This window comes from Lentzea alba (assembly GCF_047445655.1).
Classification (GTDB): domain Bacteria; phylum Actinomycetota; class Actinomycetes; order Mycobacteriales; family Pseudonocardiaceae; genus Lentzea; species Lentzea alba_A.
On record NZ_JAJAEG010000024.1, the window covers coordinates 1 to 24,492 of the forward strand.

Below are 24,492 nucleotides of genomic sequence, written 5' to 3' on the forward strand. Positions count from 1 at the left end.
TGGACCGAGTGTTCAACTCGGTCCACGGTCACCGGCTTCATCCTTAACAGCGGGCCGGATGCTCGCATCGAGTATCCGGCCCGCTGCGTTATGGCGGGAGCGTGACGTAGCCGACTAGAGGCGCTGGCGGTGCGCCGCCGCAGGATTCCGCGCACCCGCATGCTCCAGTCGGGTCGAACTCGCCGACCCAGCTGTCGCCTGCGGGCGAAGCACCGGGCATCTGCGCGACCAGTTGCGGCGTCGCCGACGCGGATCGCCGCGCCGTCATTACCTGCCCGCATCCGCAAACTAGACACCACGACCACCAGTCGAAACTGGGCAGGAGTGACGATGACGAAGCGCGATAGATCGGGCAAGGCGGTTTCGGGGGGTAGGTCAAGACGCTGCGCTCGGAGCGCTCGCCACGTTGGCGAGTGTCGCACTTGGCGCGAACCCCATCGGGGCGACGCTGGTGGGCGGCAGCGCACCAGTGCTCAAGTACTTGCAACAGGTCTGGACCCAGGCAGGAGAGCGTCGCGGGGACCGCGCGGCGCGGTCGCTCAAGCACGCGGCCGACCTGATGGACGTTGGCCTCGACATCCTGGTGGAGCGTGCAGTTGGTTATGACGCTCGTCTCGAACTGCTCGCCCAGGTCTTGGAAGCAGCGGCGAGGACCTCGATGGAGGACAAGATCCAGGCCCTCGGCCAGATCCTCGCCGATGGCCTGCGCAGTGACAGCCACCTTGACGAAGCGAGGCTGCTGGCCTCGATGGTGAACGACCTGGAGGCACCGCACGTCGTGGTGCTGAAGCTGATCGCTAAGCAACCGGTGCCTCCGGAGTCGATGTGGTCCAACCCTGGCGGGCCCCGTGGTTGGGAACGGACCCATGTGGCACTGGCGTTGCCCGACTACGACAGTTTTCTTGACGGGGTGCTGGCCGCGCTCGTTCGCCACGGCGCCTTGCGAACTTTGGGCGACGGGACCTGGGACGGCATGGCGAACATCGACGCGCACGGCATCACGACACTAGGAATCCGCTGCTTGCAGCTCTTCGGCCACGAACCAACCGAGGGTTCAAGCGTTCCCGACGGACCCACTGAACCCGAAAACTAGGTCCGGACAATACGCGCGGCCACCTTCCGAGCCTACCTTTCGAACCACAGCCCAGCGCGACGCACTCCCGCAAAGTTCAGCCGGACAAGACACCTCAGGTAATGTCCTGTCCGCGTGAAGATCGGTGTTCGGACCCCTAGTTGGCGCCAGGAGATCATCTTCCTCGCCAATCGCCCGCTTGGGCAGCGCGCTCCCATCAGCCCAGGTCAACGCCGATTCCACTGGATACTCTGTGGATTGTCCAGGAGCCGTGTTGGTGTGCTGCAAACCTGCCGGGATAATGCCACGGTACCGAACTTCGATCTTGTCCCCGGAGGCGCTCCACCGACGCTGAATTCGGAGTTCGAGGTCGCGTTTGTGACCGAGGCCGGCGAGCAGCGGTTGTCCCTGACCGAGGCGTGGTCGGTGCCGTTCGAGTCTTGCCTGCCGGTGCGACGCTTCCCCTCTTACAAGGGGCAATGCCACTACATCGGCCAGTGGTGGACCGCGACGACCGGCACCTTGGTCGGCTTCGAGTCCTGGTTCGAACGGGATCGGCTGATGCTGCTCGACTTCGATCCGGACACCGTCGACGCTCTCCACGCGGCGCTGGCCACTTCGAGCGTTCGCAGTGGTGGCACTGCTGACAAACGGTCAAGCGGTTGCCCGCGACGCAGACGCCGTCAGAACTGCCCTGGCCAAACCGAGCGCTCCGCCCCGCCGGCGACCGTGGCAGCGCGTCATCGCTGCGGTAGTAGCGGCTTGGTTCGAGATGCGCCGCGGCTGACGGCCGCTCAAGTTCAGCGTCAACTGAACGCCACGCAGGGGCTGGACGGGGATGGACTGTCAGCCAGATCACGCATCTCGCTGCCGCTGTATGGCTGCACAACCCAGGTTCATCCAGCTGACGGTCTCAACGATGGGAAACGGCGTTCAAGTCGTTGAATCGCCGCATGGTCTGGACGAAGACGCGCTGCACGCCGAACCAGCTCCAACACCGGCACGCGCACGGAGCCTCGCCGTCTCAGTTCCCTCTGCCAGTGGGCCTCCGCCTCGTCAATGATCTCGGTGAGGGCCTTGTCCAGCGACTCGGCAGACAGGTGGTCACAGACCTGCAGAAACTCGGACAGCCCCTCGTGATCCGACCCGTGACATTCCAGCAGCAACCCCTGTTTGATCGATTCGTAGTTGGCAACCAAGACCTGTTCCGCCGTGTAGTTGTCACAGCCTTGGAGTGCGGTTAGGGCATCGGCAGCGAGCTTCCAACGACCAGCTGAGGCATCAAGGTCGAGCGGCACACCGCGGTTCAACGCCTCGATTGTCGCCTGTGGAGCGAGGACTGCGTGCAATGCCACCAACGACTCCGAGTCTGCCAGCATCGACTCGATCATCCGCTCGGTCTCCTGCGGCCTGGCTTCTGCCATCACCATAACGATCTGCAACATGTGCATGTCGTTTTGGCCGAAGTACGGCTCGATAGCTTCGGCAAGCTCTGACATGTCCACGGCAGCAACGATCTTCTCGAAGGCAGGTAGGTCTGCTTCCCAGACGAACGTCATCAGTTCCGAGAGTGCTTGCCATCCTCGGGGCATGGACGAACTGATCGCGCGAGCCAGCACCATGGCGTCGAGCTGCGAGACGAGTTTGACTGCCACTCTCCTACTGTGCCTCGTTGGCTTTCGGTAGCGTAGGAAGCTCGGTCCGAACCCGAGTACGTGCCACAGAAAGTCGTACACGCCGTCAGGCCAGGACTCCACGGGATCGGCGTTGATCGCGGCGGCGACCTTTGGAAGGAACACCTCTGCCAGCCGCAGGCTAAGCGGTGGATCAAGCCACGCGATCGTCTTAGCCATTTGACAGCCTGCCCAAGCCTCGCTCTTGTTGTCCTTGAACAGGTCGAGCAGGGCACCGGCGTCGAGTGCCTCGGCTATGGACGCATGCAGCGCAGGACCACCGGCGTACCAGATCCTGTCGACCGCCTCTCCAAAGATCGCGGCCGATGTCATGTCGTCGGCGACCCACCTGGAGGTCAAGCTGCGCACGTCAATGTCCCGCAGAAGCTCCGTAGTGAAGTCGCTACGTTCCGCGCCAAGCCAGTTGAACAACTCCCTCACGCCTGAAGCGTCCTTAGCCGTCATCTCGTCGACCCACTGCTTGAGCACCGCAGCCATTGAAGTGACTTGGCGCGTCTGTGCAAGGCCGTCCTGCCAACGCCCGAGATAGCACAAGACATGAGCGCGGAGGCCGATGTCGGTGCCTCGCACGTCCACGGCTATGAGCCGATCGATCAACTGCGCGATCGTTGCGTCGCTCGCAGCGCCGTGCGACCGCAGGATCCACATGTGATCCCAGCCAAACCCGTGCCAACTGGTGAGCCAGGCAAGTCCGGCGAGACTGGTCGTCGGATCTGCGATCGCAGCCTCGACGACAGCGGCGATGACGCGGCGGTCTCGCTCCACATCATCCTTCGGTGGAGGTGGAGCCGGAGTCGACTTGCGAAGCGCTGGTTGTGCCGTCACCGGTCGGTCCCCCACATCCACTATCGGGAGTACCTTCGGTCGTACGTATGGTGGCGCCTCGTGTGGATAAGGATCAAGTAGATACCGCAGAGCGTTCCATGCAGCCTGTACATGCGCGCACCTGTAGTAGCCGTCCTCATCGTAGATCAACTGTTCTGCGCGCAGAACCTCGAGGGCTCGAACTACCCATGCCTCGTCACGTCCTACAAGGACCGCCTTCTCACAAAGAGCTGCCACCGACGTACCCGCGTCTGCGGTCGCAATCTGCTCGACAGCGATGACAACCAGCGCAAGGTGGGCATCCTCTCGATCACGCACTCGTGCGATCGCTCCCGCAACGCGACGCCACCTACCGGACAACACGAAGCAGAACTGCCAAGGCGTACCCTGGTTCGCCGCGGCGCGGAGACGAGGAACTACCGACTCGTCATGAAACCTCTCTCCCACGTTCGGGTCGACGCGACTCACCTGCCGAGTCAGTGAGGCAAGATCTTTCGACAACTCCGCGTGAAGCGTTGCTACGGCACGCTTCTCCACCATCCGCACCACAGGCGCAGGCCCTCGCACCTCCTCCGTGCTCACGACCAGAACGCAGCGATCTGGCTCTGCAGCCTCGAGAATTTCACGCAAGGTGTCACCCGGAACGGATTGCGCATCGTCGATCAACGCGATGAGAGGGCCTTCGACGGCAAGCAGTTCGTCCACGAGCAGGCTGCCGTCGACGTGTCGTGCCGAGTCGCGGAGCCGCAGGGATTTCCATCCCTCACGGACCCGATCGGCGACGACCTGGAACGCGGTGACCGACTTACCGCTGCCGCTTCTTCCCACCAGGATTGCCGCGCAGGTGGCCTCAAGCGCGGTCTGCACCTCAACGACCTCATGAAACCGCGGGCAGACGTCAGCGGCTCCAGGGCCGAGAGGACTGCCGCTCAGCGCCGTCGCGAGCTCCCAGAGTCCGCCGAAACGAATGGGCCGCCAAGCAGCCGTTCCGAGATCCGAGGCAATCAGTTCCGTCGGTGATCGGTCACCCCAATAAGTGATGTTCAGATTGCCGGACACGTGGCCCGCCTGGACAACCGGTCCAGAGACCGAGCCGTCGACGGAGTTCTGCACAACGGAACCGGACGGCCCTGTTTCAGGCCGCGACGCAAGCAACGGATCCAGCCGGGCGTTGAGTTTGGCGAACTCCTGCAACACGGTGAGGTCCAGCGTGGTCAGTCTCGAGAGCGTCTCCGTGCCGGCTGCGACTAGAAACTCCTGGCGACGGGTCGTCAACGCTACAACCTGAACGCATGCCGCTTGGAGCAGCTGATCGAAGTACTCCTCGCCGTCCCCGCCGAGCGCTGTCCGCCGCAAGATCTCGTCGGCGCCGTTTCGAAGGGCAGTTGCCAGACGACCTGAATCCGCGTTATTGCGCGCAACGAGACTCTGCTGGTCGCCGCACCGCTCAAGTACCTCCACCACGGCAGTAGCCGCAGCAGCTCGATCGTTCTCGGAGATGTTCCTGTACTCGTGTCCGTACGCGACGTACAGTTCGTCGCCTAACCGTTGTGCCACCTGGGAAAGTGCGCGACGGACCTTCCGGTCGTCGGACAGGCTGGCAGCGCGCCCGCCGAGCACACCCACGGTCCCGCCGCCCAACTCGCCCGCGACCTTGCTACCAGTGCCGGCTTCGACGGCGAACTTCACCACCGTCTCCGCGAGCTTGACGAGCACGGCTCCGAGCAGCGACACATTCCCCTCCCCCACCATTCGACCACTAGAGGCAGTATCGCTTAGACCAGACCGCCGCATGTCAGCCGTAGCATGCCCCCATGAGGCTCCTCAGGCGCGGGGGACGCGACGACTTCGACCATGACACCTTCACGATGCTTGTCGAAGGAACTCGCCGATTCACGAAAGCCGGCCTAGCAGAGGACGAGGCCACAGAAGCTTCAGCGAAAGCCTGGATCCAGGCGATGGACCGAACTGCCCCTGTGGTGGCCGCAGACATCCGGCGAACTGCGCCACGAATGTTGCGACGCCGCCGTCGGGGACACAAGCTGTTCCAGCGCGCACTCCAGGCGTATTGGGGACGTCCGCTTGATCTCTATCTCGCCATCTGTGTCGCCGTTCACGAGGCTGGGGAGCGGTTCGACAAGCGGCTGGCCCGCGAAGCCGAGGAGCGACAGGATTTTCACTTCGAGGTGCTAACCGGCCTGCACGCTCGGGCATGCCGGACAGCCTTCGAGGTGCATCACGCGCTCGCCGGTGGCTTTCCCATGGCCGCGCTCGCTCGCTGCCGCACCCTGCATGAGATCGCTGTGATCATGCGCGTCCTCTCAGAGTTCGGAGAGACCGACGACCACGCAGATCTGGCTGAACGCTTCTACCTTCACGAGGCGGTCCTGACAGCCAAGGACGCGAGGACTTACCAACTCCACTGCGCCGAACTGGGAACCGATCCTCTCCCCGCAGAGGAGATCGCCCAACTCGATCAATCTCGACAGGAACTCCTCGACAGGTTCGGGACCGAGTACAAGGAGTCTTACGGCTGGGCCACAGGACTCAACGGACTGAGACGTCCCAACTTCGCCGAGTTGGAGAAGCTCGTCAACGTCGCCCACCTTCGAGGTCACTACAGCTGGGCCAGTCACGAGATCCACGCCGATGCGAGAGGGTCGTTGCTCAACGTCTTCGAGCAGGGGCAGACGCTGTACAAGCAGACCGGACCGATGTTGTTCGGGTTTGCCGAGCCCGCCGTCTGGGCGCTGGCATCGCTGGAACTGTGCGTCCGGACGTTGCTGCACAGCACAGACGAGGTTTCTCCGATTGAGCTTCTTGGTTGCAAGGCGTTGGAACATCTGATCGCTGACGGATCCCAGCTGTTCGAAGACGCAGAAACGTTCGTGGAGAAGATGGAACAGCAGGTGCATCGCTGGACTCCATGGAGACGTCACCTTTGGGTCGGGTGGCGCCTGATCTTTTCGAAATAGTCGCAGCATCACCCGACGTTTGGCGACCAGGCGAGTTCAGTCCGAGAGGTCCGCAACCAGCTGGAATCATGCAACATCCGCCGGTCTGGTACCTTCTGCAACCATGGAGCAGATTCCCCAGTTGGGGGAACTCTCCCCGGTTGCAGGTAGTCGGAGGCATGACGGGACGCCGGTGTGTCTCCCCCGTTTTGGGGAAATTTCCCCGCGGTGGGGGTTCAATCCCCCCTCGGACACCAGAACGGCTGGAATCCCAGCTTCATAGTCCCACGCAAGGTGAGCAACCAGCCACCGAGCGTGGGATTTCTCGTTCCGCTGGGATTTCCACCGGACCCGAGCAGCGGGGTGACTTCCCCTCTTTCCCGGGGTCGCGTGTCTACGCGGCCGCAGTTGGCACCACTGTCGCTGGAATTTCGGCCGCGGGTGGTGATCCCGCGTGACTGAACATCCAGTACCGCCGCTGTTGCCACCGGAACTGCCCGCACGGCACCTGTCCAGGCAGGTGCATGCTCCCGTCAAACAAGGCCGTGAGCGCTCGGACCTGCTGTTGGGGACGGTGAAAGTCGACCACTCAGGTCGTGCTGGCGACCGCGTCCTGCTCGACGCGTTGGGCTGGCAGCCTGGCGACCGGCATGACGTCCGGCTGATCCGGCACGGCGCCGAGTTGTACCGCTCGCCCGCTGGACGATTCCGCGTCGACATCCGCGGCAATGTCTTTCTGCCTGCAGCCACCCGAACCATGCTCGGGATCCACAGTGGCGACCGCATTGTTCTCGTCGCGTCTCTGAGCACCAACACACTGCTCGTCCATCCCATCACCGTTGTCACCTCACTTCTCGCAGGTCTTTACCGCGAGTCTGCGGCGGGTGATTCGCATGTCGAGTGACGCGGAGAAGCTGCGTCTGGCACAGAACCTGCTCCAGGAGCTCGGTCTCCGCTGGTCCGATGTGGCGTCGCCGCGTGCGGTTCCCACGATCAGTGGGTATCTGCCGCGCGTCGTCGCGGCCGCCACGCCAGCACAGCGAGACAAGTACGCCACCTACTGGAATCGCGCCGAGTTGCTGCACGGCGACTGGCGGCTCGACGAGCTGCGGACCAGCGACATCCTGGCGCTGCAACAGGAGTCAACCGGCTCCGCCCTTCGCCGATCCAACAACCGCCACGGCCGACATGCTGGCGAGGGATGCATCCGCGCGATGCGATTCCTGTATCGGCTCGCCGTGGCTGACGGCCTCATCAGCAGCGGAGCCAACCCTGCCAATCGTGCACCGCTCCCCCGTCGGCTGCCCAACCTCCGCCGCGCACTCACCACCGGCGAACTCGCCGAGATCTACGACGCCGCCTACAACGGCGGCAACGACGTCGTGCTCGACGCCCTGCTACTGCGCCTGCACGTGGAGACCGCCTGCCGCCGGGGTGGCGCGCTCGCTCTCTCCATGAACGATCTCGACGAGACGTTGTGTTCGTTGCGGCTGCGGGAGAAGGGCGGAACCGTGCGCATGCAGCCCATCAGCCGCACGTTGTGCTCAGCGCTGCTCACCCACGCCCGGTGCCGCGGTGCGGTGTCACCAACCGACCAGCTGCTGCGGTACGCGAACCACTCGCCGTTGACGAGCCGACGCTACGACCACCTCTGGTCGCGCGTTCGAACAGCACTCCCCTGGGCTGCGAAGCTCGGCGTGTCCACACACTGGCTGCGCCACACCACACTCACCTGGGTCGAACGCAACTACGGCTACGGCATCGCACGCGCCTACGCCGGCCACACCGACACCAAAGGCTGCTCCACCCTCACCTACATCAAAGGCGTACCAAGCGAAGTCGCCACGGCGTTGTCCGCGCTGACCGGCGAACCACATCCGCTGGCACGTTGACGATGATCAATACAGAGGGAACCTGTCGCTCGTGTGGGTGGTGCCGAGACCATTGGCACAGTCGTTACAGTCAGCGACAGCCCAGGACATGCCGACGGACACGACCAAGGACACAATGAGGCCCGACGAAATCACCGCCGAGCAAGAAGAGCACCTGGTAAGGGAAATGCTGCGCCACCAGGTCGGCATCGATCCCGATCAGGCGGGCGCAGTGCTCGACATGGCCGCTGTCGGGCTGGTCAACGGCGCGTGGCGCAACAGTCCTGTAGAGGACTGGCACGCAGGTGACGGCCCGCTCAGTGACGGCGACATGCTGCGCATCAACTCCCACACGACACGCCGGGTCCGCGACATGCTCCGACGCTGGCGCACCGACTGCAGCATCGACGCCCACTCCCCCACCGCCGACCTGAACACCGTCGACGTCGACACCGTGGAATGGCTTCTCCGCAAGCTCTACCGCTGGCTCACCGACCCCAAACGCAAACTACCCATCGGACTCACCCTCGCAGACATCGCCGGCGACGGACTCGACGAGTTCACCGACCACGCCGCCGACACGCTGGGCGCTGTCGCCGTCCTCGCTGAAGAACGCAGCACCCGCTTCGCATTCGAACGTGCAGCGGCGCACGGCGGACTCGCATGCCGCCACTGGTGGGGCACGCCGACGTGGCCACAACTAGTCGACCGCTTCACCACCGCAGTGGATGACGCTTCAGACCCGCACTGGGGGGGCGGACGGACAATGGTTCGTCCGCCTTCCCGCGCGGCCGGCACAGATCACGGACAGCAGCAACCTGCGACGGCTGCTACTGCGACATCCCTGGAAGCTGGACGCGCGTTCGGCGAACTACATCGTGACTGCGGGCATCGGCTACATGCGCGACTCTGTACCACCGCTGACGCCCACACCAGACAGCCTCTGACCTCCAGCCAGCATTTGCACTCTGCGATCGCCAGGACCGCACATTGAGGGCCTCGAATGGGCCACCGGCCGACCTGGCGGACCCCTGAACTGGCTTCCGGCGTCAGCCGTGCTCGTCTCGGCCAGCGGCCGCCGATCTGCTTCCGACGAACGCCAGCTCTGTGGCGACGACTGGGGCCGGAACCATCGGTGCGCACGTGGTAGTGGGTCGTACTTGCGGTTCTCACGGCCATGCCGGCTTCTCCGCCAAATTCACCGGTCATTGGTTCGAGCTGCAGACGCGCCTCGAACCGCGTCGAAATGGTTCAGACAAATCAAGTCAAACCTTTCCTCATTCCTGGTCGGACAGGAATAAGTTGGCCACTTTCTGACAAGAAACTCCAGTGCACCCTCTGTTACTGTTTCATCCGCTCGCGATGATCAGCAGCGCGGGACAAGCAGCTGCGGTTCAGTCTGCCGGCCGACGCCGATCCGCCGCGATGACGGACTCCAGGAATCTTCATGTACGAGAACTATCTTCCGCTGCTCGGCGGGTTGGCGGGCCGTACCCCCGTGGAGCTGAACGGCATGCCCCACGGAATGAGAGCGGTGACGGTTCCCGTTCGTAGGAAGGGGGAAACGCGGGTTCCCCGTGATCGCAAAGGGCGCACGCAACCGACTCGCGTCGACGTTCTCGCCGCCGAGCCGACCCTTCTCTTCTCGCCGCCGGACTCGGTGTCCAAACAAGACCTGATCTGGGTTCTGTCCAGGGAGACCCGGCGCTGGTCCACCGTGACCGGACGCTTCGGACAACGCACCGACGTAGTCGTCGACCAGCTGATCCGCGCGGGCGGCATCGTGCTCCGGTGCGAGGTCGACCAGGACCGGATTAAGCTGGGGCAGCCGGAAGGCTGGAGACTGTCCCATGCGTGGCGGGAACAGGCTCCCGACGAACTCGCCGAACTGCGGCCCCGCCGCGATCCTGACGAGGTGCGGGCCGAGCTGCTGTCCCTCCTCGACGAGGCGAGGGATCACCCGGCGCCGATGACCAAACGCCGTGCCCGTGCCCGCGAGAGGCTGATGATCGAACGCGCGGTGCTGGTCCGCGTCCCTCCCGGCACCGGGCTCGTCGTGCCTGAGGGTACGGCGACGACCGCGAAGAGCTGGCCCACGTACGAAGCCGCGCTTCGCGCCGCCTGCAAGTGGTTGAGCTTCCGTCACGTACCCGGCGCCGCCGAGCTGGCAGGCCGGGCGTGGGGCGATACCCACGTCACCTGGTCGGCTGCTCGGATGCTGGTGTTCAGCCAGCTGGTCGGGCAGAGGTTCGAGTTGGCCGTCGACGGGGCCGACGTGGAGATCCGGCTTTGCGGTCCGCTGTTGTGGCAGCACGGCAACGCGATCGCGGACGCCGCGAGGGCGCGCCCGTGGATCGGCTTGCCGCGTGACGGCATGTGGTTGGTCGGCAGGGTCGAGTGCTCCGCCGACGGCATCCTCGTCATCGAGAACGCGGAGACGTTCAAGAAGGTCAGCGCGAACGACAAGATCACCCGATCCTGGCTGTGCGTCTGGGGCAAGGGCAAAGCCGTCGTGAACGCCGCCGAGCTCATCAACCGGTTGCCTGGGCGCAAAGTGGCGGCCTGGATGGACCTCGACGCGTCGGGGCTCGAGATCTTCACGATGCTCGACAAGGCGGTCGAAGAGCCCGTGCGACCGGTCGCGATGACCCTTGAGCTGCTGACCGCGGGACAGCCGAGAAGGCGAGCTGGTCGCGAGGAACAGGCAAAGGCCGAGCGCTATGACCGCGAGCTCGCGGCGAAGCTCGAGCCGCTGCTGTCCGGCGAGCTGGCCGAGATCGCGCGCCACATCAAGGACACCGGCCGCGCCGTCGAACAACAGGTGCTCCACGAACGGGTCCTTCCCATCCTGCCGGCGCTCCTCGACTCGATCTGATCGGAGACCTGGACCGCCATGGTTGCGATGGACGACCCGGACGAGCCGGACGAGCCGGACGACGAGTTTTCCCTGTTCCCGCTTCCCGGGGGCGAGCCGGAAGGCCCTGACGACACACCGCCGGACGAAGCGTTGCTCGAGCGCCTGCGGTCGTTCTTCGCCTCGATCGCCAACGACAGGTCCGCGGTCATCCGGGATCCGCGTGCGCTGCAGATGGCCCGCGACCTCGCCGAAGTGTTCGCCGACAACGCCGGACTCAACGGGCTGACGAAGGCGGAGGCGGAATACGCGCTGGCCCGCCTTGGCCCCTATGACCAAGCGCTCTTTGACTCGCGGTTCACCCTGTTCATCGAGATGGGACTGATCACCCCGTCCTTGCCGAAGAAGCATCAGCAGCGTTACGTGCTGGAGCCGTCCGGAATGGCCGGCCTGCTGGCGGTCGAGCGTCTCGGCAAGCGCGGTGGCGTCGACGAGATGCTGTTGCTCCTCGACCGCACGCGGAGCCTCGTCACGCGCGCGAACTCGGACCGCGGCACGCTCGTCCGCTACCTGAACCGGTGCCGCCAGCTGCTCATGGTCTACGCGGCGAAACTCGCCCGGCTGGTCGGCACGGCCCCGATCCACGAGCTGATCGCCGAGCACCGCAACCACAACCCCGCTCGGGTCGAGCGGGACGTCCACACGCTGAACCTGCTCGTCAGCAAGCAGTTCCGCGGCGACCACGAGCTGGGTGACCTGGCTTTCCGGCTCGTCGAGGCCGAGCTCGTCTACCGCGAGCAGGTGTACGCCGCGGTCGCCCGTGTGCTCGACCAGGGCGGGGCCAGCCTGGACTTCACCGTGCTGCCCGCTGAGACGTACCTCACCGCGGCCCGCGAAGCCACACTTGAAGAGCTCGCCACCGTCGGCGCCGGCCTCGTCGTCGATCCGCCAATGCCCTGGACCGACCCTGGATCCCTGCTGGAGGCGATCGAGGACTACCGGCCGCGAGCACGGCTCCGGGCACGTCCACCGGTTCCCACGGAAGGTGCCGAGGACGACCCAATCGGTGTGATGCGGGCACGTCACGAGAAGTCGGTCAGGGAAAAGACAGTGCGGGCCGAGCAACACCTGCAGGGCGCCAACCAGATAGAGCTCACCGGCGTGTTGCGCAGTTTGAGGTGGGACGCGGCGGCGGTCCGGCTGATGGAGCTGCTGGCCCTCTCGTCCGACCCGGATCAGCCGTTCGTCATCGAACTCGGCCAGTTGCTCATGATCGACACGGACGGCTCGGTCACCTACATCCACCCGGTGATCCTGAGACGGCTCGCCGGCGACACAGCTGACGGTCCGGGCAGCGTGCCCATCGCGTTCGTGGTGGTGTCGGAGCCAGACGAGGAGGAACCCCGAAGTGAGTGACCTGCGCGATCCCGAGGTCCTGCTCGCGGCGGTCAGGGCGAGCGGCGCGAGGCCGGTGGACGACATATCCGTGGCGCAGCTGGACTCCATGCGTGTCAGGGCGAAGAACGCTGGACGGGAGCTGGTGCGATGCGCGCCGCCACCCGGCAGCCCCGAAAGAGGAAGAGCGCGCTTGACGGCACTCGGGTGGTCGCCCCACACGACGCCGTCTCCCGAGGACAGCAGCGCTTACCCGGTCCGCAGGCTGACCGCCACGGCACAGCTCACCTGGGCCTGCTGTCTGGGGCTCGCCTGGGCCGACCGCACCCTGCACCCCCATCCCGGCGAGCCGTTCACCAACGCCCAGCTGCTCGATCTCGCCGCCGACATGGCCCTTCCCCTCCCCCACGTGAAGGGCTCGCTGTACCACGAGCTCATGCCCGCGCTGCTCGTCCAGGAGGGTCGCTCGGCCCTGTACCTCGGCCCGGCGGTCGCTGCCCTGCCGCCCGCCTTCGTGGAAGCCATGCGCCGGTTCCACGATCGGCTTCCCCGGCCGGAAGGACCTGCCGCCAGCGAGCACAGCGCCGTGGACGACGAGTCGGTGGAACTTCCCGAAGACGTTCCGCCTCCCAACCCGGAGGAGGAGTGGGAGTGGTGAGCGGGATGCGTCGACTGTCCGATGAGGAGGAAAGCCTGGTCCATTCCGCCATCGGCGCCTTGGAGATCGCCCACGGCATAGTCCCCGAGTCAGCGCTGCCCGCGCTGACCGAACCCGCTCTGCGCGCCGCCGTGGTCGAACGGCTCGAGCAGTGCGGCCGCGTCCTCAACAAGGTGCGTGACGGCTGGACGAGCGGGTACGACGACAACGTCGCCGACGTGCTCGTACGCGAGGGCATCGGTGTGCTGAAGCCCGTTGATCGAGCTGTGCTGACGCTGGTGCTGTTGCGGTGCGTCGCCGTACCACGTGCCCGAGGCGCGGCCTCCGGCGAAACGTGGGCCGACGGCAGGGGAACACGTCCGACCTCCACAGACGAGCTCGCGCAGAGCCGCCACCTCACGAAGTCCATGATCAAGCAGTCCTTGCGCCGGTTGCAGGCGGCCGGCCTCGTCAACCGGGGCTCGCGGGGGATCACTCCCGGCCCCGCCCTGCACCGCCTCACACCACGCCGGACGGCGGCGCTGTGGGAGGACATGGTGATCCTCGCCGCGTCCGAGAGCCCCTATGCCCGTGTGTTGCTCAAACGCCGTGGGAACGGCAACCAGCACAAGCCGCCCGCGAAGGATGAGAAATGACCACCGTCCCAACGTTGTTTACCCAGCACGGCGAACCGGACACGGGGATGGGCGACGTGCTCGGCATCATCGGCGAGCGCCAGCTTGTCGCCGTGCAGCTGTTCGACATCGCCCGGCACACCACGCATCCGGTGGCGATCGTGCCCTCCTCCTTCGTGGCGGTGACCGGCCGAGGCCCGCGCGACTCGAACGAGTCGGGCAAGACGAGCTTCAACGCGGCGGTGTCCCTGCTGCTCGGTGACCCGGAGTGGAGGGCGGCGAGCGGGGGCGCGGCAACGGTCGCGCAGTTGTTGTTCGAACCGAACACCGCCGGCGTGACGGCGACCCGCTATCCGGCCGCCCTACACGGTTTCATCGTAGGTGTCTTCGCCGAACCCGACGACGTCGCAGGCACCGCGCACACCGTCTGGATGAAGATCTCCTCGACTCCGAAGTACGTCCGGGTCCGCCACCAGCCCGGCGTCCAACTGGTCGACACGGGGACCCAGAACGAACGCCACGAGCAGGCGAAGGCCATCTGGGAGTCCTTGCCCGCGCCCGAGTACGGTGCCGGATCATACGTGGAGAAGCTGTACGGCCGGAGCCCTCGCTGCCTGGCCTACGTCGCCTCGCGCGGGAACCAGCGCAGCGGCCCGTCGCTGTTGAAGATGGACACCGGCGCGTTCAAGCCGGAGGACATCGGCGCCGCACTGATCCGGCTGACCGGCCGCAGCGAGGCGCTGGAGCTGGAGAAGGACCAGCGCCGCAAGCTCGCGGACCAGATCGCGCTCGTGGAGGCTACGAAGCTCGGCAACGCGGAGAAGTTCGCGGCGGAGGAGGAGATCCTCGACGGCGTGCGGACCAGGGAGACTGTCCGGGCCAAGCTGGGGCAGGGCGATCTGTTGTGGCGCAAGCACCTCGCCCGCGGTCTGCTCGACGGACTCGCCCGCGAGGACTGGCTGAAGGCCCAGATCGCCGGGATCGACGACGACCTGAAGCGGGAACTCGCACGGCTGACCGAGCTGCGGGCGAAGGAGAAGGAACTCCAGGATCTCCGCGCGCTCAAGGAGAAGGCGAGAACGGCTGAAGAGGCTTTCCAGCTCGCGGAAACCGGCGTCGCCGACGCCCAGCGCGCCGAAACGAGGTTGACCACGAAGATCGCGATCCATCTCGAACGCATGAACGAGCTGGAGCGGCGAGGCGCACGGGACGCAAAGCTGAGCGTTCCGGAAGCTGAAGACCAGCTGCGCAGACACCGGGAGGCGCACACGGCCGCCGTTGTCGTGGAGACCAAGGCGCGTGAGAAGGTCGAGGGGCTGCGCGAAGAGCTCGAACGGGCAGAGCTCGGTGCCTCCGGCTCCGCGGCCGCGGCACTCGCTGCGCTCGCCGGACAAGGCGTCGAGGCCGTCGGGCTGATGGACGCCATCGAGGTCGCCGCCGACCACCGCGCGGTCTGGGAACCTCGACTGCATCCCTGGCGGGCAGCCGTGTGCGTCACGGAGGGCAAGCAGACACGCGAGGCGATCGCGGCGCTTGCCGGCGTGCCGGGTGCCATCGTGGTCGCCGGTCCCGCGGTGAGCGGTCCGTCGATGCCGACCGGACTGGTGACCGCGCCGAACCAGGCACTGGCGTTCCTGACGGAGCTGGCCGACCGGACGCACCCGGTCGAGATCGACGGCGTCAGCGCGATGCGGGACCCGCTGCTCGGCGTCACCGTACTCGCGGGATTTCCCCGCCCCACCACCGGACGTGCCCACATCATCCGGTCGCTGCGGGACCAGCTCGCCGAAGCCGAGGTGGCCAGGGCAACGGCGGAGAACGCGACCGGGATCGCCGAGCGGGTCGAACGGGAGTCCGAGACGGCCCTTGCCTCAGCGCGCGCTGCGGCCGAGCACCGAGAACTCGCCGCCGAGAAGCATCGCATCGAAACCGAGCTGCTGCCGGCGGCACAGGACGAGGTCGAGAGGCGAATGAACGCCAAGGAACCGGCGCTCGCCGCGCACATGGCCGCGGCTGCGGACCTGCGGAACGCGCGGTCCGCGCTGGTCCTGGCCGAAGCGGCCAGGAGAAAGTGCGAGGAGGGCATCACCGCGTCCAAGATCGAGCAGGCCGACCTGCGGAGGTTGCTCGACGCGATGCAACTCTCCTACTGGTTCACGGAGTTCGGCGCCGACGAAGCCGCCGCACGGGTCCTGCTCAACTGGTCGGACGACCCGTACGACTACGACTCGGACACCCGAGTGTGCCGCCCTCCTGGTGCGCGCGACGCAACGGCGCCAATGGAGAAACTCGACCAGAACACACTCAGCAACAGGGCCAACGACTACCTGGTCGAGATCCTCGCCGACCTGCGCGTGAACCGCCACACGGGCGAAGGATCACCAACGCCGATGATCTCCGAGTCGTTGCAACGCAAGGAGAAACTCGGGAAAAGTGAGTCCAGCGGAAGGGACAACGGGTATGCGGGGGTGGCGGCCGCCCTGCACGACTGGCTCACTCAGCTCGTCGAGCGCGACATGCTCGCGACCGAGCAGATCACCTCGGCACGTGCGGATCGCGAACGCGAGATGAACTACGCCGAGTCCACGCTGTCCACCATGGAGGAGAGCCTCTCCAACGTGCAGGACAGTCTCGAACGCCGGATCGAGGCGAACCTCGTCGCGATCAGTGAGGCGCTGGACAAGCTCAACCGGTCTGCTCCCGACGGCTACGGCGCCGAGCTGCATTTCGAGGTCGACCGCCCCGCCGGGCCCGAGGACCCGTGGATCTGGTCGGTCGTGCCCAAGTGGCGACGCTCGCCGAACGGCCGGATGTTGCCCTACAACAACGCCACCAACTCGGCGCAGGAGAAGCTCTTCAGCATTCACCTGGTGCTGGCGGCGTTGCTGGCGAGCCCGAACCCGCGCGGCCGCGTGCTCATCCTCGACGAGCTCGGCGACTCACTCGGCGAGGAACACCGCCGGGACGTGCTCGCCGCGGTCGCGTCGGTCGCGGAGAAGTACGGCATCACCGTGCTCGGCACCTGCCAAGACGCCGTGATGCCCGACGCCGCCGCGTTCTGCCGCGAGATCCTCTACTTCTGCTACCCGTCCAGGGCGGAGGCGCTGAACCTGCCCACCCGGATGTTCGGCTTCGACAGCAACACCGAACGCGTCGAGCTCACCGCGGAATCGCTCCTAGCGGGACGGCCACTCGTGTAGGCCAGCGAACCGTCCTCGATAGACTCACGCGGATGGAGGTACAGGACCAGTTGTCGAGGCTGGACGAGCTCATCGACCAGATCCCTGCGCTCGACCAGCAGGCGGCGCGGGTGCAGATCGACGACTTCGCGGCTGGAGCCCGCATCGCCAAGGAGCTCGGCGACACCTACGACGAGTGGTTCACGACCTGCCTGTTGCTGCTGCCGGACGACCTTCGGGAGAAGTTCCGCTTCGAGTACGAGGGCAGCCCCGGCAAGCTGCAGTACCGCATCAGGCAATTCCTCCACGAGCCCGTCAAGCCGAGGCTGAAGGTCTTCGGCGGTGGGGGCAAGCGGCCCAGCGAGTTCAGCGGGCTGCTCGGCTACTGGCAGCACCCGTACGCGGATCGGTTCCAGGCTCCCCTCAGAGCCCAGAAGCGGCTGTTGATGGAGGCGCGTGGCCGACTCGCGATGCGGGCCCGGGACGTACCACGACCTGATCAGCTCCAGCAGCAGGAGGAATGGATGCCGTCGCCGGACAGGGATCGCACCGTCTTCGTGATCCACGGCGTGAACGAGAAGGCCCGGCGGGGCCTGTTCGACTTCCTGCGAGCGCTGAAACTCGAGCCGATGGAGTGGACCCAGGTGCTGGCCGAGGTCCGCCAGGGCTCGCCGAGGATCACCGACGTGATCACGGCCGTGATGAGCAAGGGCTGCGCCATCGTCGTCCTCGCGACGCCGGACGACACCGTCCAGCTCAGGCGCGAGTACGCGGAGGACGAGCACGACCCAGAGCTTGAGCCGATGGGCCAGGCGCGGCCTGACGTCATCTACCAGACCGGCATGGCGATGCTGGTGGCACCCGAACGCACGATCCTGGTCGAGCTGGGCAAGGGGCGCAGGTTCGCGAACCTCGACGGCCACTTCGTGGTGAAGCTGAACAACGACCCGGTGCAGCGCAAGCTCCTGGCCCAGCGGCTGAAAGATGTCGGCTGCGCGGTGGACACCGACGCGACCGACTGGCTGGCTGCGGGTGACCTCACACCGCCGGCATCAGCGGCGGAGGGGCGGGCATCGGCACCTGCGTCGGCGCGTCCCAGGCCGCGGCGCAGCGGCGGCATCGAGCTGGACAACTTCACCGTCGCGCCGGACCACACGGTCCACGGCGAGGCCTACAACGACGGTGGCACCACCAAGCACCTCATCATCAAGGTCACCTTCTACGACGCCGACCGCAGGATCCTGGGAACTGGAAACGGCGCGCTGAACGACCTCGCGGCCAAGGAGACCAAGACCTTCACCTTGAGGACGCTCGACGACGTGAGCGGGTACGACGACTTCAAGGTGCAGATCGACGCTGCTTTCTGACCGCGGATAGCCCAATTGGATGAACACAACGCCCCAGCGATAACGCATCGTCCACGCGCGTCCGATCTGATTGCTACCGGTGACGCCCATGTCGCTGGCCGACCAGCGAGGAGGTACGTCATCTCCGCCTTCAGAGAACTTCGCGAGCTGGGGCACTTCGGTGTCCAGTGCCTCGCTCTCGTCCAGAAGCTGGTGGGTGAGGAGGCACGCAGGTTCCCTGCGCTGGCTTCCGCGGCCCACGAACCGGAAGACCTCGCCCAGGACTTCTTGGTGGACCGGCTGCAGGCGGTTACGGTCACGCTCGCCGTCCAGGCCGGCAACGACGCCTCGTTCGCGAAGCTGCTGCGCCGGGCGATCAGGAACTGGTTGATCGACCGGGCCAGGCAGACCGACGTCGGCCACCTGCGGCGGTCGATCGAGAAGGTGCTGGCCGCGGAGGGCGACTTCGAGCAGGTTCCCGACAAGCAGCCAGGCGCCGGTCGATGGCGTCTCCGCGGGACCACGGGCGAACCCTGGTCGAATGATCCGGCCGTTCTGGTCGCTGCGGCCTGGGCCGTGCAGGATGTCAAGGTGCGCAAGTGGTCGAGCGCGACCCGACGGGCTCCGGTCACCGACGGAGCGTCGATGACCGCCATCTTGCGGGCGGTGCTCGAGACTGCGGCGGGCAGCCTGGAGATCGGGCAGCTCGTGGACGTGTTCCTGCGCCGGTTCGGCGGTGTTCTCGATCCGATCGACGTTCCGCTGGACGATCTTTCCGCTTCGTCCCCCGCCAATGACGCGCCCACCCCGGAGGAGTACGTGATCACGGCCGACGCCGAGCTCGACGCGGCGGCGAAGGCCGCGGAGATCTGCGGTGTGCTTTCACCGGACGAACGGAAGCTCGTCCCGCACCTGATGAACCTGTTGGCCATCCAGTACTTCCTCGACGTCGGGCGTTCGCAGGCCTACCTGTACGCCGCGAACCTCAAGAAGAAGATCGTCGAGCTCGCCGGCGACGGGGACGACGCCGAACAGGTGGTGCTGGAACTGATCCGGTTGTGCGGAGGGGTGGCTGAGCAGTGATGGGTGCCGCACGATTGCCCGGACGGCCGGCGAGGAGTGACGTCAGACTCCCGTGGCGACCCACCAGGTCGATTCGACGGGGAGGACACCATGAGTGAGCCGACCGCACTTCAGCGTCTGTTGCAGCTCGCCGAACAGGTTCGCGTCCCTGAAGCGCTCTCGCGGGAAGGACTCGCCGAACGGTTCGGAGCACCGGGTGATCTGGAGGTGGACGCGGGGCAAGTGTGGCGCGCCTGCTGGGACGACGTCAGCGCGCTCCTGCTCATCACGGACGTGGAAGATCTCACGGTCGCTGCTGTGCCAGTCACCCTGGACCTGCCGGCAGCACCCGGCCGCACGGTCGTTGTCGATGCGACGTCGACGGCCTTCGGTCTGGACGCGGTCGCGTGGATCAGCCTTTCGGGGCGGTTCCCGTTGCGGGTGCTCGACCAGCCCGTCGACAGGTGGCAGGACGACCTCGTCGCCAGCATCCGCGGCACCGTTGTGGACACGTCCGCCGAGCCCGCGTTCGCGTCACGGGAGATGATGTGGGCCGAGTTGGCGGACGACCTGACTGCGCTCCGCGACGTCCCGGCCCTCCCCGTCCATGTATCGGGTGAGAAGCACACCACGTTGCGGGCATTGCTCGGCCAGAGCCTGGACCTGAGGCAACTCGTCACGGCCTTGCAGCCGTTGGGATACACGCAGGCCGACGTCATGACCGTGCTGAACGGCAAGAAGCCGTTGACGCCGGACGCGGCTGCCACCGTGGCCGAGGTGACAGGGATCGACCCCGGTGCCATCGAGGCCGCCGTTCTCGCGCTACCGAGGGATTTCGTCGCGGAGGCAGACCACCCTCGCTGGCGACACGCGTGGCAACGACGTGCCGAACAGCACGAGCAGGACGAGGCGACCGGTCGGTTGGAAGGCAGCTACGCGTTTTTCGCGCGCGCTGCACGCGAAACCGGATCAGGGCCAGTGGACTGGCGAGCACGTTTGACGCAGTACTTTCAACGGGAGGAGCAGGAAGGGAGCGCGGGCTGATGACACGCGGCCGGTTCACGAAAGAGCTGGAGCCGCACGTGCAGGCCATGGCCGCTTTGGTCGAGCACAACCATCCCTGTGCGCTCGAACGGTTGCGCGGCGACCCGCTGGGAGAGCTGCAGACCTGGTCGGACCTCGCGGTGGCTCTGGTTGCCGAGGAGTCCGGCGCAGACCGTTGCTCCGTAGCGGGAAGCTACGAGCCGGATCCGCCGACGCTCGTCGTCGCCCGAGCAGCTTCCGTACGGCGCCGGGGGTTCACGGCACTCCACGAGCTCGGCCACCACCTGCAGCAGACGGACGTCGACCTCGGCGCGACCACCTTCGAGTACAGCGACCCGGAGCTGTTCCAGGAGCAGGCGTGCGATGCCTTCGCAGCGCACGTGCTCCTTCCGGATGACCAGCTCCTTCCGACGCTCGGGCCCCGCGGCCCAGTGGCGCAGGACGTCGTCGATCTCTTCGCCATGCACTCGTCGGCGTCACGGGAAGCCTGTTGCGTGTGGGCTGCCAGGCACCTGCAGGGCGCGGGGGCGATCGTTCTCCTCGATCGCATGGGCACCGTGCTGTTCGCCGCGCCGCGCGGACTCATCCCACCCGCGCGCAAGTCCGACCAGTCCGACACGCCTCTGATCGAAGCCGCGCTGACCCGCCGGTCCGGCGTGATCACTCGGGACGAAACGTACGTCAGCTATCGGGGCGGTGGCCGGAGCGACACCGTCTACGGCCAGGCCGCGTGGTTCGACGACGAGTACCTGGTCGCGATCATCGGGTCGGACAACGTCGGCTGGCAGGACTTCGCGCCGCCGCGGCCGGGTACGTCCGGGCTCCGTCCCGGTACCTGGTGGACCTGTGAGACCTGCGGCGAGCTCTTTCTCAACTTCGAGCCGCCCTGCCCGAAATGCAGGCAGCCCAAGTGCAAGAACGAGCACTGCGGGTGCACGGTGGCGAGAGCCGCCAACACCAAGACCTGCTCGAAGTGCAACCTCGCGCTGCACCCGTCCAGATTCGTGGGTACCGGCACCGTGTGCCGCGACTGCGACTGACCTTTCCGGACAGAACGCGAGATGTGACGTCAGACCCCGGTGAAGCCGATCAGCACGGCTTCACCAGGAGGTGGGCGGCACCGTGGCCAAACGAGCCAGCGGCAAGGCATCCGCGACGTCCGCGATCGGACCCGACGGGCTGTCCCGCACGATCCCAGAACGCATCGCCCGGCGCGTCTGGGTGGCGGCGGGCGGCCGCTGCACGATCTGCAACAGCTATCTCCTGGACGAGGAGTACACGGGCCAGGCCGTGATGGTCGGGCAGCTCGCGCACATCGTCGGCTGGTCGACCGCGCCGGGATCCCCACGCGGTGGCGATCCTCTCCACGCCGACCAGCGCAACCTCGCCGACAACCTGATGCTGCTCTGCCACGACCAGCACAAGGTCATCGACGACAAGTCGTTGTGGGACACCTACGACCCCACGACCCTGCGCGCGATGAAGCGGACGCACGAGCAACGCATCCGCAAGGTCACCGCACTCAAGGAAGAGCGGAAGACGACCGTCCTCCGCGTCGTGGGCAACCTGCACGGCCGTCCCGTCGAGCTCGACGACACCCGAGTCATCGCCGCCCTCCTGGAACGCGACCGCTTCCCCGACTGGACACTACGCGGCGCCGACGAGTTCGAGGTGGACCTCCGAGCCGTACCCGGTGAAGATCCCGGAAGCCCGCACTACTGGACGGCTGCCAAGGCCCATCTCGAAGACCGGCTGGAACACCTGCGCACCCAGGTCCGCAAGGGGCAGGTCACGCACCTGTCCGTGTTCGCGCTGGCCAGGATCCCGGTGCTGATCCTGCTCGGCACGATGCTGGACGAGACCTTGCCCACGCAGCTCTACCCCAAACGTCGTGACGGCTCTGAAGGGTGGGGCTGGAGCCCGGACGCGCCCGAGGTCGAGTTCAGGTTCGACCGGGTGCGGATCGGCACCGACAGGACAAAGGTCGCCGTCATCCTCTCGGTGTCGGGAACAGTCGATCCCGAACGGCTGGGCGAAGCGGTCGGCGACTCCTGCACCCTCTACGAGCTGAAACCAGACGGGATCACCCCGGCACCGACCCTGATCAGCAATGAGTCCACATTGGACCTGTTCAGCCAGACGTGGCGCGAGCTGCTGGCGACCATCGAGGTCGAACACCCGGGAGCCCGCGACATCGCAGTCTTCCCCGCCGTTCCGGCCGCCGCCGCGGTCAGCATGGGCCGGCACCTCATGCGGGTCGCCCATCCGCCGCTGCGGATCTTCGACCGGATGCAGGACTTCGACACCTACCAGTTCACGATCTCGACCGCCTGTGCGGACGAGCAGAAGGGTGACCCCCGATGACCAACGACCCCATGGACGTCCTGTCCGCGTTGCTCGCAGGCGCCGTCGACATCCTGGACATCCCCGACGACATCCGCGACGCGGCCGTGACGCGCTACGAGCACGTCGGAACGCACCTCGCGACGTCCGGCGGCCCGGAGTGGAGCATCTACCCACAGGGGTCGTTCATCACCGGGACCGTGATCCGCCCGCCGACGTCGGCCAGCGAGTACGACATCGACCTGGTGTGCCACCACGACATCGAGAAGGAGAGCATCACGCAGGCCGTTCTCAAGAAGCAGGTCGGCGCGATGCTCGAGGAGTACTACGACCTGTGCACGTCGGAAGCGTCTCCCTACGCTCCCGACGACTACTTCGAGAAGCGGCGGTGCTGGACCCTCGCGTACGACGGCGTGGGGTTCCATCTGGACGTCCTGCCGGCGATCCCGGACCTCGGCCTGAAGAGGTCGCGCAACGGGATCCTGCTGACCGACACGAAGCTCCGCCCGTGGCAGCACGGCAATCCCAAGGACTACGCGATCTGGTTCCGCAACAGGTCCGAGGAGATGCGCCGCAAGCTCGAGCTGAAGGCCCGGGCCGCGAACGTCGCCGCCGTACCCGACTGGGCCGTGCGCTCCACCTTGCAACGCCTGGTCCAGGTCCTGAAGTGGCACGCCTATCTGGCGTTCGCCGACGACGTCGACGACCGGCCCCCGTCCGTCCTGGTCACCACGCTCGCGGCGAGCGCCTACCGCGGCGGGGAAAACCTCGGCCACGCCCTTCTCGACGTGGTCGAGCGCATGCCTGATCACATCGATCAGGTGAACGGCCGGTGGGAGGTCCTCAACCCAGCGCACGAGAAGGAGAACTTCTGCGACAAATGGAACGAGCCGGATACCGCACACCGGCGCCTCAAGTTCATGGCCTGGCACAAGAAGGTTCGCAGGGATGTCAAGCTCGCCCACGACACGCGTGACGCGGGAATCGACGTCCTGGTCGACCGTCTGAGCGCGTCCTTCGGCCAGGAGGTGCTGCGGAAGTCGGCCGCCCGATGGGCCGCCACCACGACCGGTCTCCGCGACACCGGGCGGCTCACCATCGCGGCCAGCACCGGGGCGCTGGGAGTCGGGCTCGGGCGCCGGAGCCCGACTCACACGTTCTTCGGTCGTGAGGATTCCTGAACGGCAGGCAGGAGTGGGCAGGCAGGCGTTCGCGCTGCGTGCACTCCTGCCTGCCGCGAACATCGTCCTCAGGGCCGACTCCCTCACCGCGACGTTCGAACTCCAGCCGACCAGCGCCTCCCGCCGATACCGGGTGCGGCTGAACTACCGTCACGGAACAGCTCCGGACGTCGCTGTCTTGCATCCGGCGTTGGCGCTCCGCGACGGCGCCACGTCGCTCCCCCACACCTACCCCGGCGACAGGCTGTGCCTGCACCTGCCGGGGCAGTGGCGCCCGACGATGCTGCTGGCCGACACGATCGTGCCCTGGACCAGCGAGTGGTTGCTCTACTACGAGATCTGGCTGGTCACCGGGACCTGGCACGGCGGCGGGCACGGCACTCCGACCGCCACGTAGCTC

At 66.3% G+C, this 24,492-nt stretch carries 19 protein-coding genes; 18 read left to right on the forward strand and 1 reads right to left on the reverse strand.

Annotation, left to right across the window (positions count from 1 at the left end; all coding sequences use genetic code 11):
* Positions 1 to 469 precede the first annotated feature (469 nt).
* Positions 470 to 1,093, forward strand: a complete 624-nt coding sequence (locus LFM09_RS33680) for a hypothetical protein (RefSeq protein WP_414100626.1) — start codon at positions 470 to 472, stop codon at positions 1,091 to 1,093.
* 114 nt (positions 1,094 to 1,207) lie between these two features.
* Complete coding sequence (locus tag LFM09_RS33685; protein ID WP_414100627.1) at positions 1,208 to 2,017, forward strand: hypothetical protein; 810 nt, start codon at positions 1,208 to 1,210, stop codon at positions 2,015 to 2,017.
* Here LFM09_RS33685 and LFM09_RS33690 read toward each other — a convergent pair.
* The gene (locus tag LFM09_RS33690) at positions 1,969 to 5,325 is read right to left on the reverse strand and encodes a hypothetical protein (protein WP_414100628.1); all 3,357 of its coding nucleotides are present in this window, start codon (positions 5,323 to 5,325) and stop codon (positions 1,969 to 1,971) included. The genes LFM09_RS33685 and LFM09_RS33690 overlap by 49 nt on opposite strands.
* Before the next feature lie 80 nt (positions 5,326 to 5,405).
* Here LFM09_RS33690 and LFM09_RS33695 point away from each other — a divergent pair, with 80 nt between their 5' ends.
* From LFM09_RS33695 to LFM09_RS33770, 16 genes are all read left to right on the forward strand, one after another.
* Positions 5,406 to 6,566 carry a DUF5677 domain-containing protein gene (locus tag LFM09_RS33695; RefSeq protein ID WP_414100629.1) on the forward strand — a complete coding sequence of 387 codons (1,161 nt, stop codon included), beginning with the start codon at positions 5,406 to 5,408 and terminating at the stop codon, positions 6,564 to 6,566.
* Between the two features lie 433 nt (positions 6,567 to 6,999).
* The gene (locus LFM09_RS33700) at positions 7,000 to 7,449 is read left to right on the forward strand and encodes a hypothetical protein (RefSeq protein WP_414100630.1); all 450 of its coding nucleotides are present in this window, start codon (positions 7,000 to 7,002) and stop codon (positions 7,447 to 7,449) included.
* Positions 7,439 to 8,437, forward strand: coding sequence for a tyrosine-type recombinase/integrase (locus LFM09_RS33705; RefSeq protein WP_414100631.1), 999 nt, complete (start codon positions 7,439 to 7,441; stop codon positions 8,435 to 8,437). The genes LFM09_RS33700 and LFM09_RS33705 overlap by 11 nt, the downstream gene beginning before the upstream one ends.
* Before the next feature lie 115 nt (positions 8,438 to 8,552).
* Positions 8,553 to 9,410 (forward strand): hypothetical protein, encoded by an 858-nt coding sequence (locus LFM09_RS33710; RefSeq protein WP_414100632.1) that lies wholly within the window; start codon positions 8,553 to 8,555, stop codon positions 9,408 to 9,410.
* A 453-nt stretch (positions 9,411 to 9,863) separates the two neighbouring features.
* Positions 9,864 to 11,291 carry a Wadjet anti-phage system protein JetD domain-containing protein gene (locus LFM09_RS33715; RefSeq protein WP_414100633.1) on the forward strand — a complete coding sequence of 476 codons (1,428 nt, stop codon included), beginning with the start codon at positions 9,864 to 9,866 and terminating at the stop codon, positions 11,289 to 11,291.
* A 27-nt stretch (positions 11,292 to 11,318) separates the two neighbouring features.
* Positions 11,319 to 12,686: a hypothetical protein gene (locus LFM09_RS33720; protein ID WP_414100634.1), complete on the forward strand. Its 1,368-nt coding sequence runs from the start codon at positions 11,319 to 11,321 to the stop codon at positions 12,684 to 12,686.
* Positions 12,679 to 13,323, forward strand: coding sequence for a hypothetical protein (locus LFM09_RS33725; protein ID WP_414100635.1), 645 nt, complete (start codon positions 12,679 to 12,681; stop codon positions 13,321 to 13,323). Before LFM09_RS33720 ends, LFM09_RS33725 begins: the two co-directional genes overlap by 8 nt.
* Positions 13,324 to 13,328: 5 nt before the next feature.
* Entirely contained in the window at positions 13,329 to 13,958 is a 630-nt protein-coding gene (locus LFM09_RS33730; RefSeq protein WP_414100636.1) for a hypothetical protein, read from the forward strand.
* Positions 13,955 to 17,137, forward strand: a complete 3,183-nt coding sequence (locus LFM09_RS33735; protein WP_414100637.1) for a hypothetical protein — start codon at positions 13,955 to 13,957, stop codon at positions 17,135 to 17,137. The genes LFM09_RS33730 and LFM09_RS33735 overlap by 4 nt, the downstream gene beginning before the upstream one ends.
* A 32-nt stretch (positions 17,138 to 17,169) precedes the next feature.
* Positions 17,170 to 18,483, forward strand: coding sequence for a TIR domain-containing protein (locus tag LFM09_RS33740; protein WP_414100639.1), 1,314 nt, complete (start codon positions 17,170 to 17,172; stop codon positions 18,481 to 18,483).
* Between the two features lie 192 nt (positions 18,484 to 18,675).
* Complete coding sequence (locus LFM09_RS33745) at positions 18,676 to 19,545, forward strand: hypothetical protein (protein WP_414100640.1); 870 nt, start codon at positions 18,676 to 18,678, stop codon at positions 19,543 to 19,545.
* A 90-nt stretch (positions 19,546 to 19,635) separates the two neighbouring features.
* Positions 19,636 to 20,568: a hypothetical protein gene (locus LFM09_RS33750; protein ID WP_414100641.1), complete on the forward strand. Its 933-nt coding sequence runs from the start codon at positions 19,636 to 19,638 to the stop codon at positions 20,566 to 20,568.
* Positions 20,568 to 21,608 (forward strand): ImmA/IrrE family metallo-endopeptidase, encoded by a 1,041-nt coding sequence (locus LFM09_RS33755; protein ID WP_414100642.1) that lies wholly within the window; start codon positions 20,568 to 20,570, stop codon positions 21,606 to 21,608. Before LFM09_RS33750 ends, LFM09_RS33755 begins: the two co-directional genes overlap by 1 nt.
* 82 nt (positions 21,609 to 21,690) lie before the next feature.
* Entirely contained in the window at positions 21,691 to 22,932 is a 1,242-nt protein-coding gene (locus LFM09_RS33760; RefSeq protein WP_414100643.1) for an SAVED domain-containing protein, read from the forward strand.
* Positions 22,929 to 24,092, forward strand: a complete 1,164-nt coding sequence (locus LFM09_RS33765; protein ID WP_414100644.1) for a nucleotidyltransferase — start codon at positions 22,929 to 22,931, stop codon at positions 24,090 to 24,092. Before LFM09_RS33760 ends, LFM09_RS33765 begins: the two co-directional genes overlap by 4 nt.
* Entirely contained in the window at positions 24,079 to 24,489 is a 411-nt protein-coding gene (locus LFM09_RS33770) for a hypothetical protein (RefSeq protein WP_414100645.1), read from the forward strand. The genes LFM09_RS33765 and LFM09_RS33770 overlap by 14 nt, the downstream gene beginning before the upstream one ends.
* Positions 24,490 to 24,492: the final 3 nt, after the last annotated feature.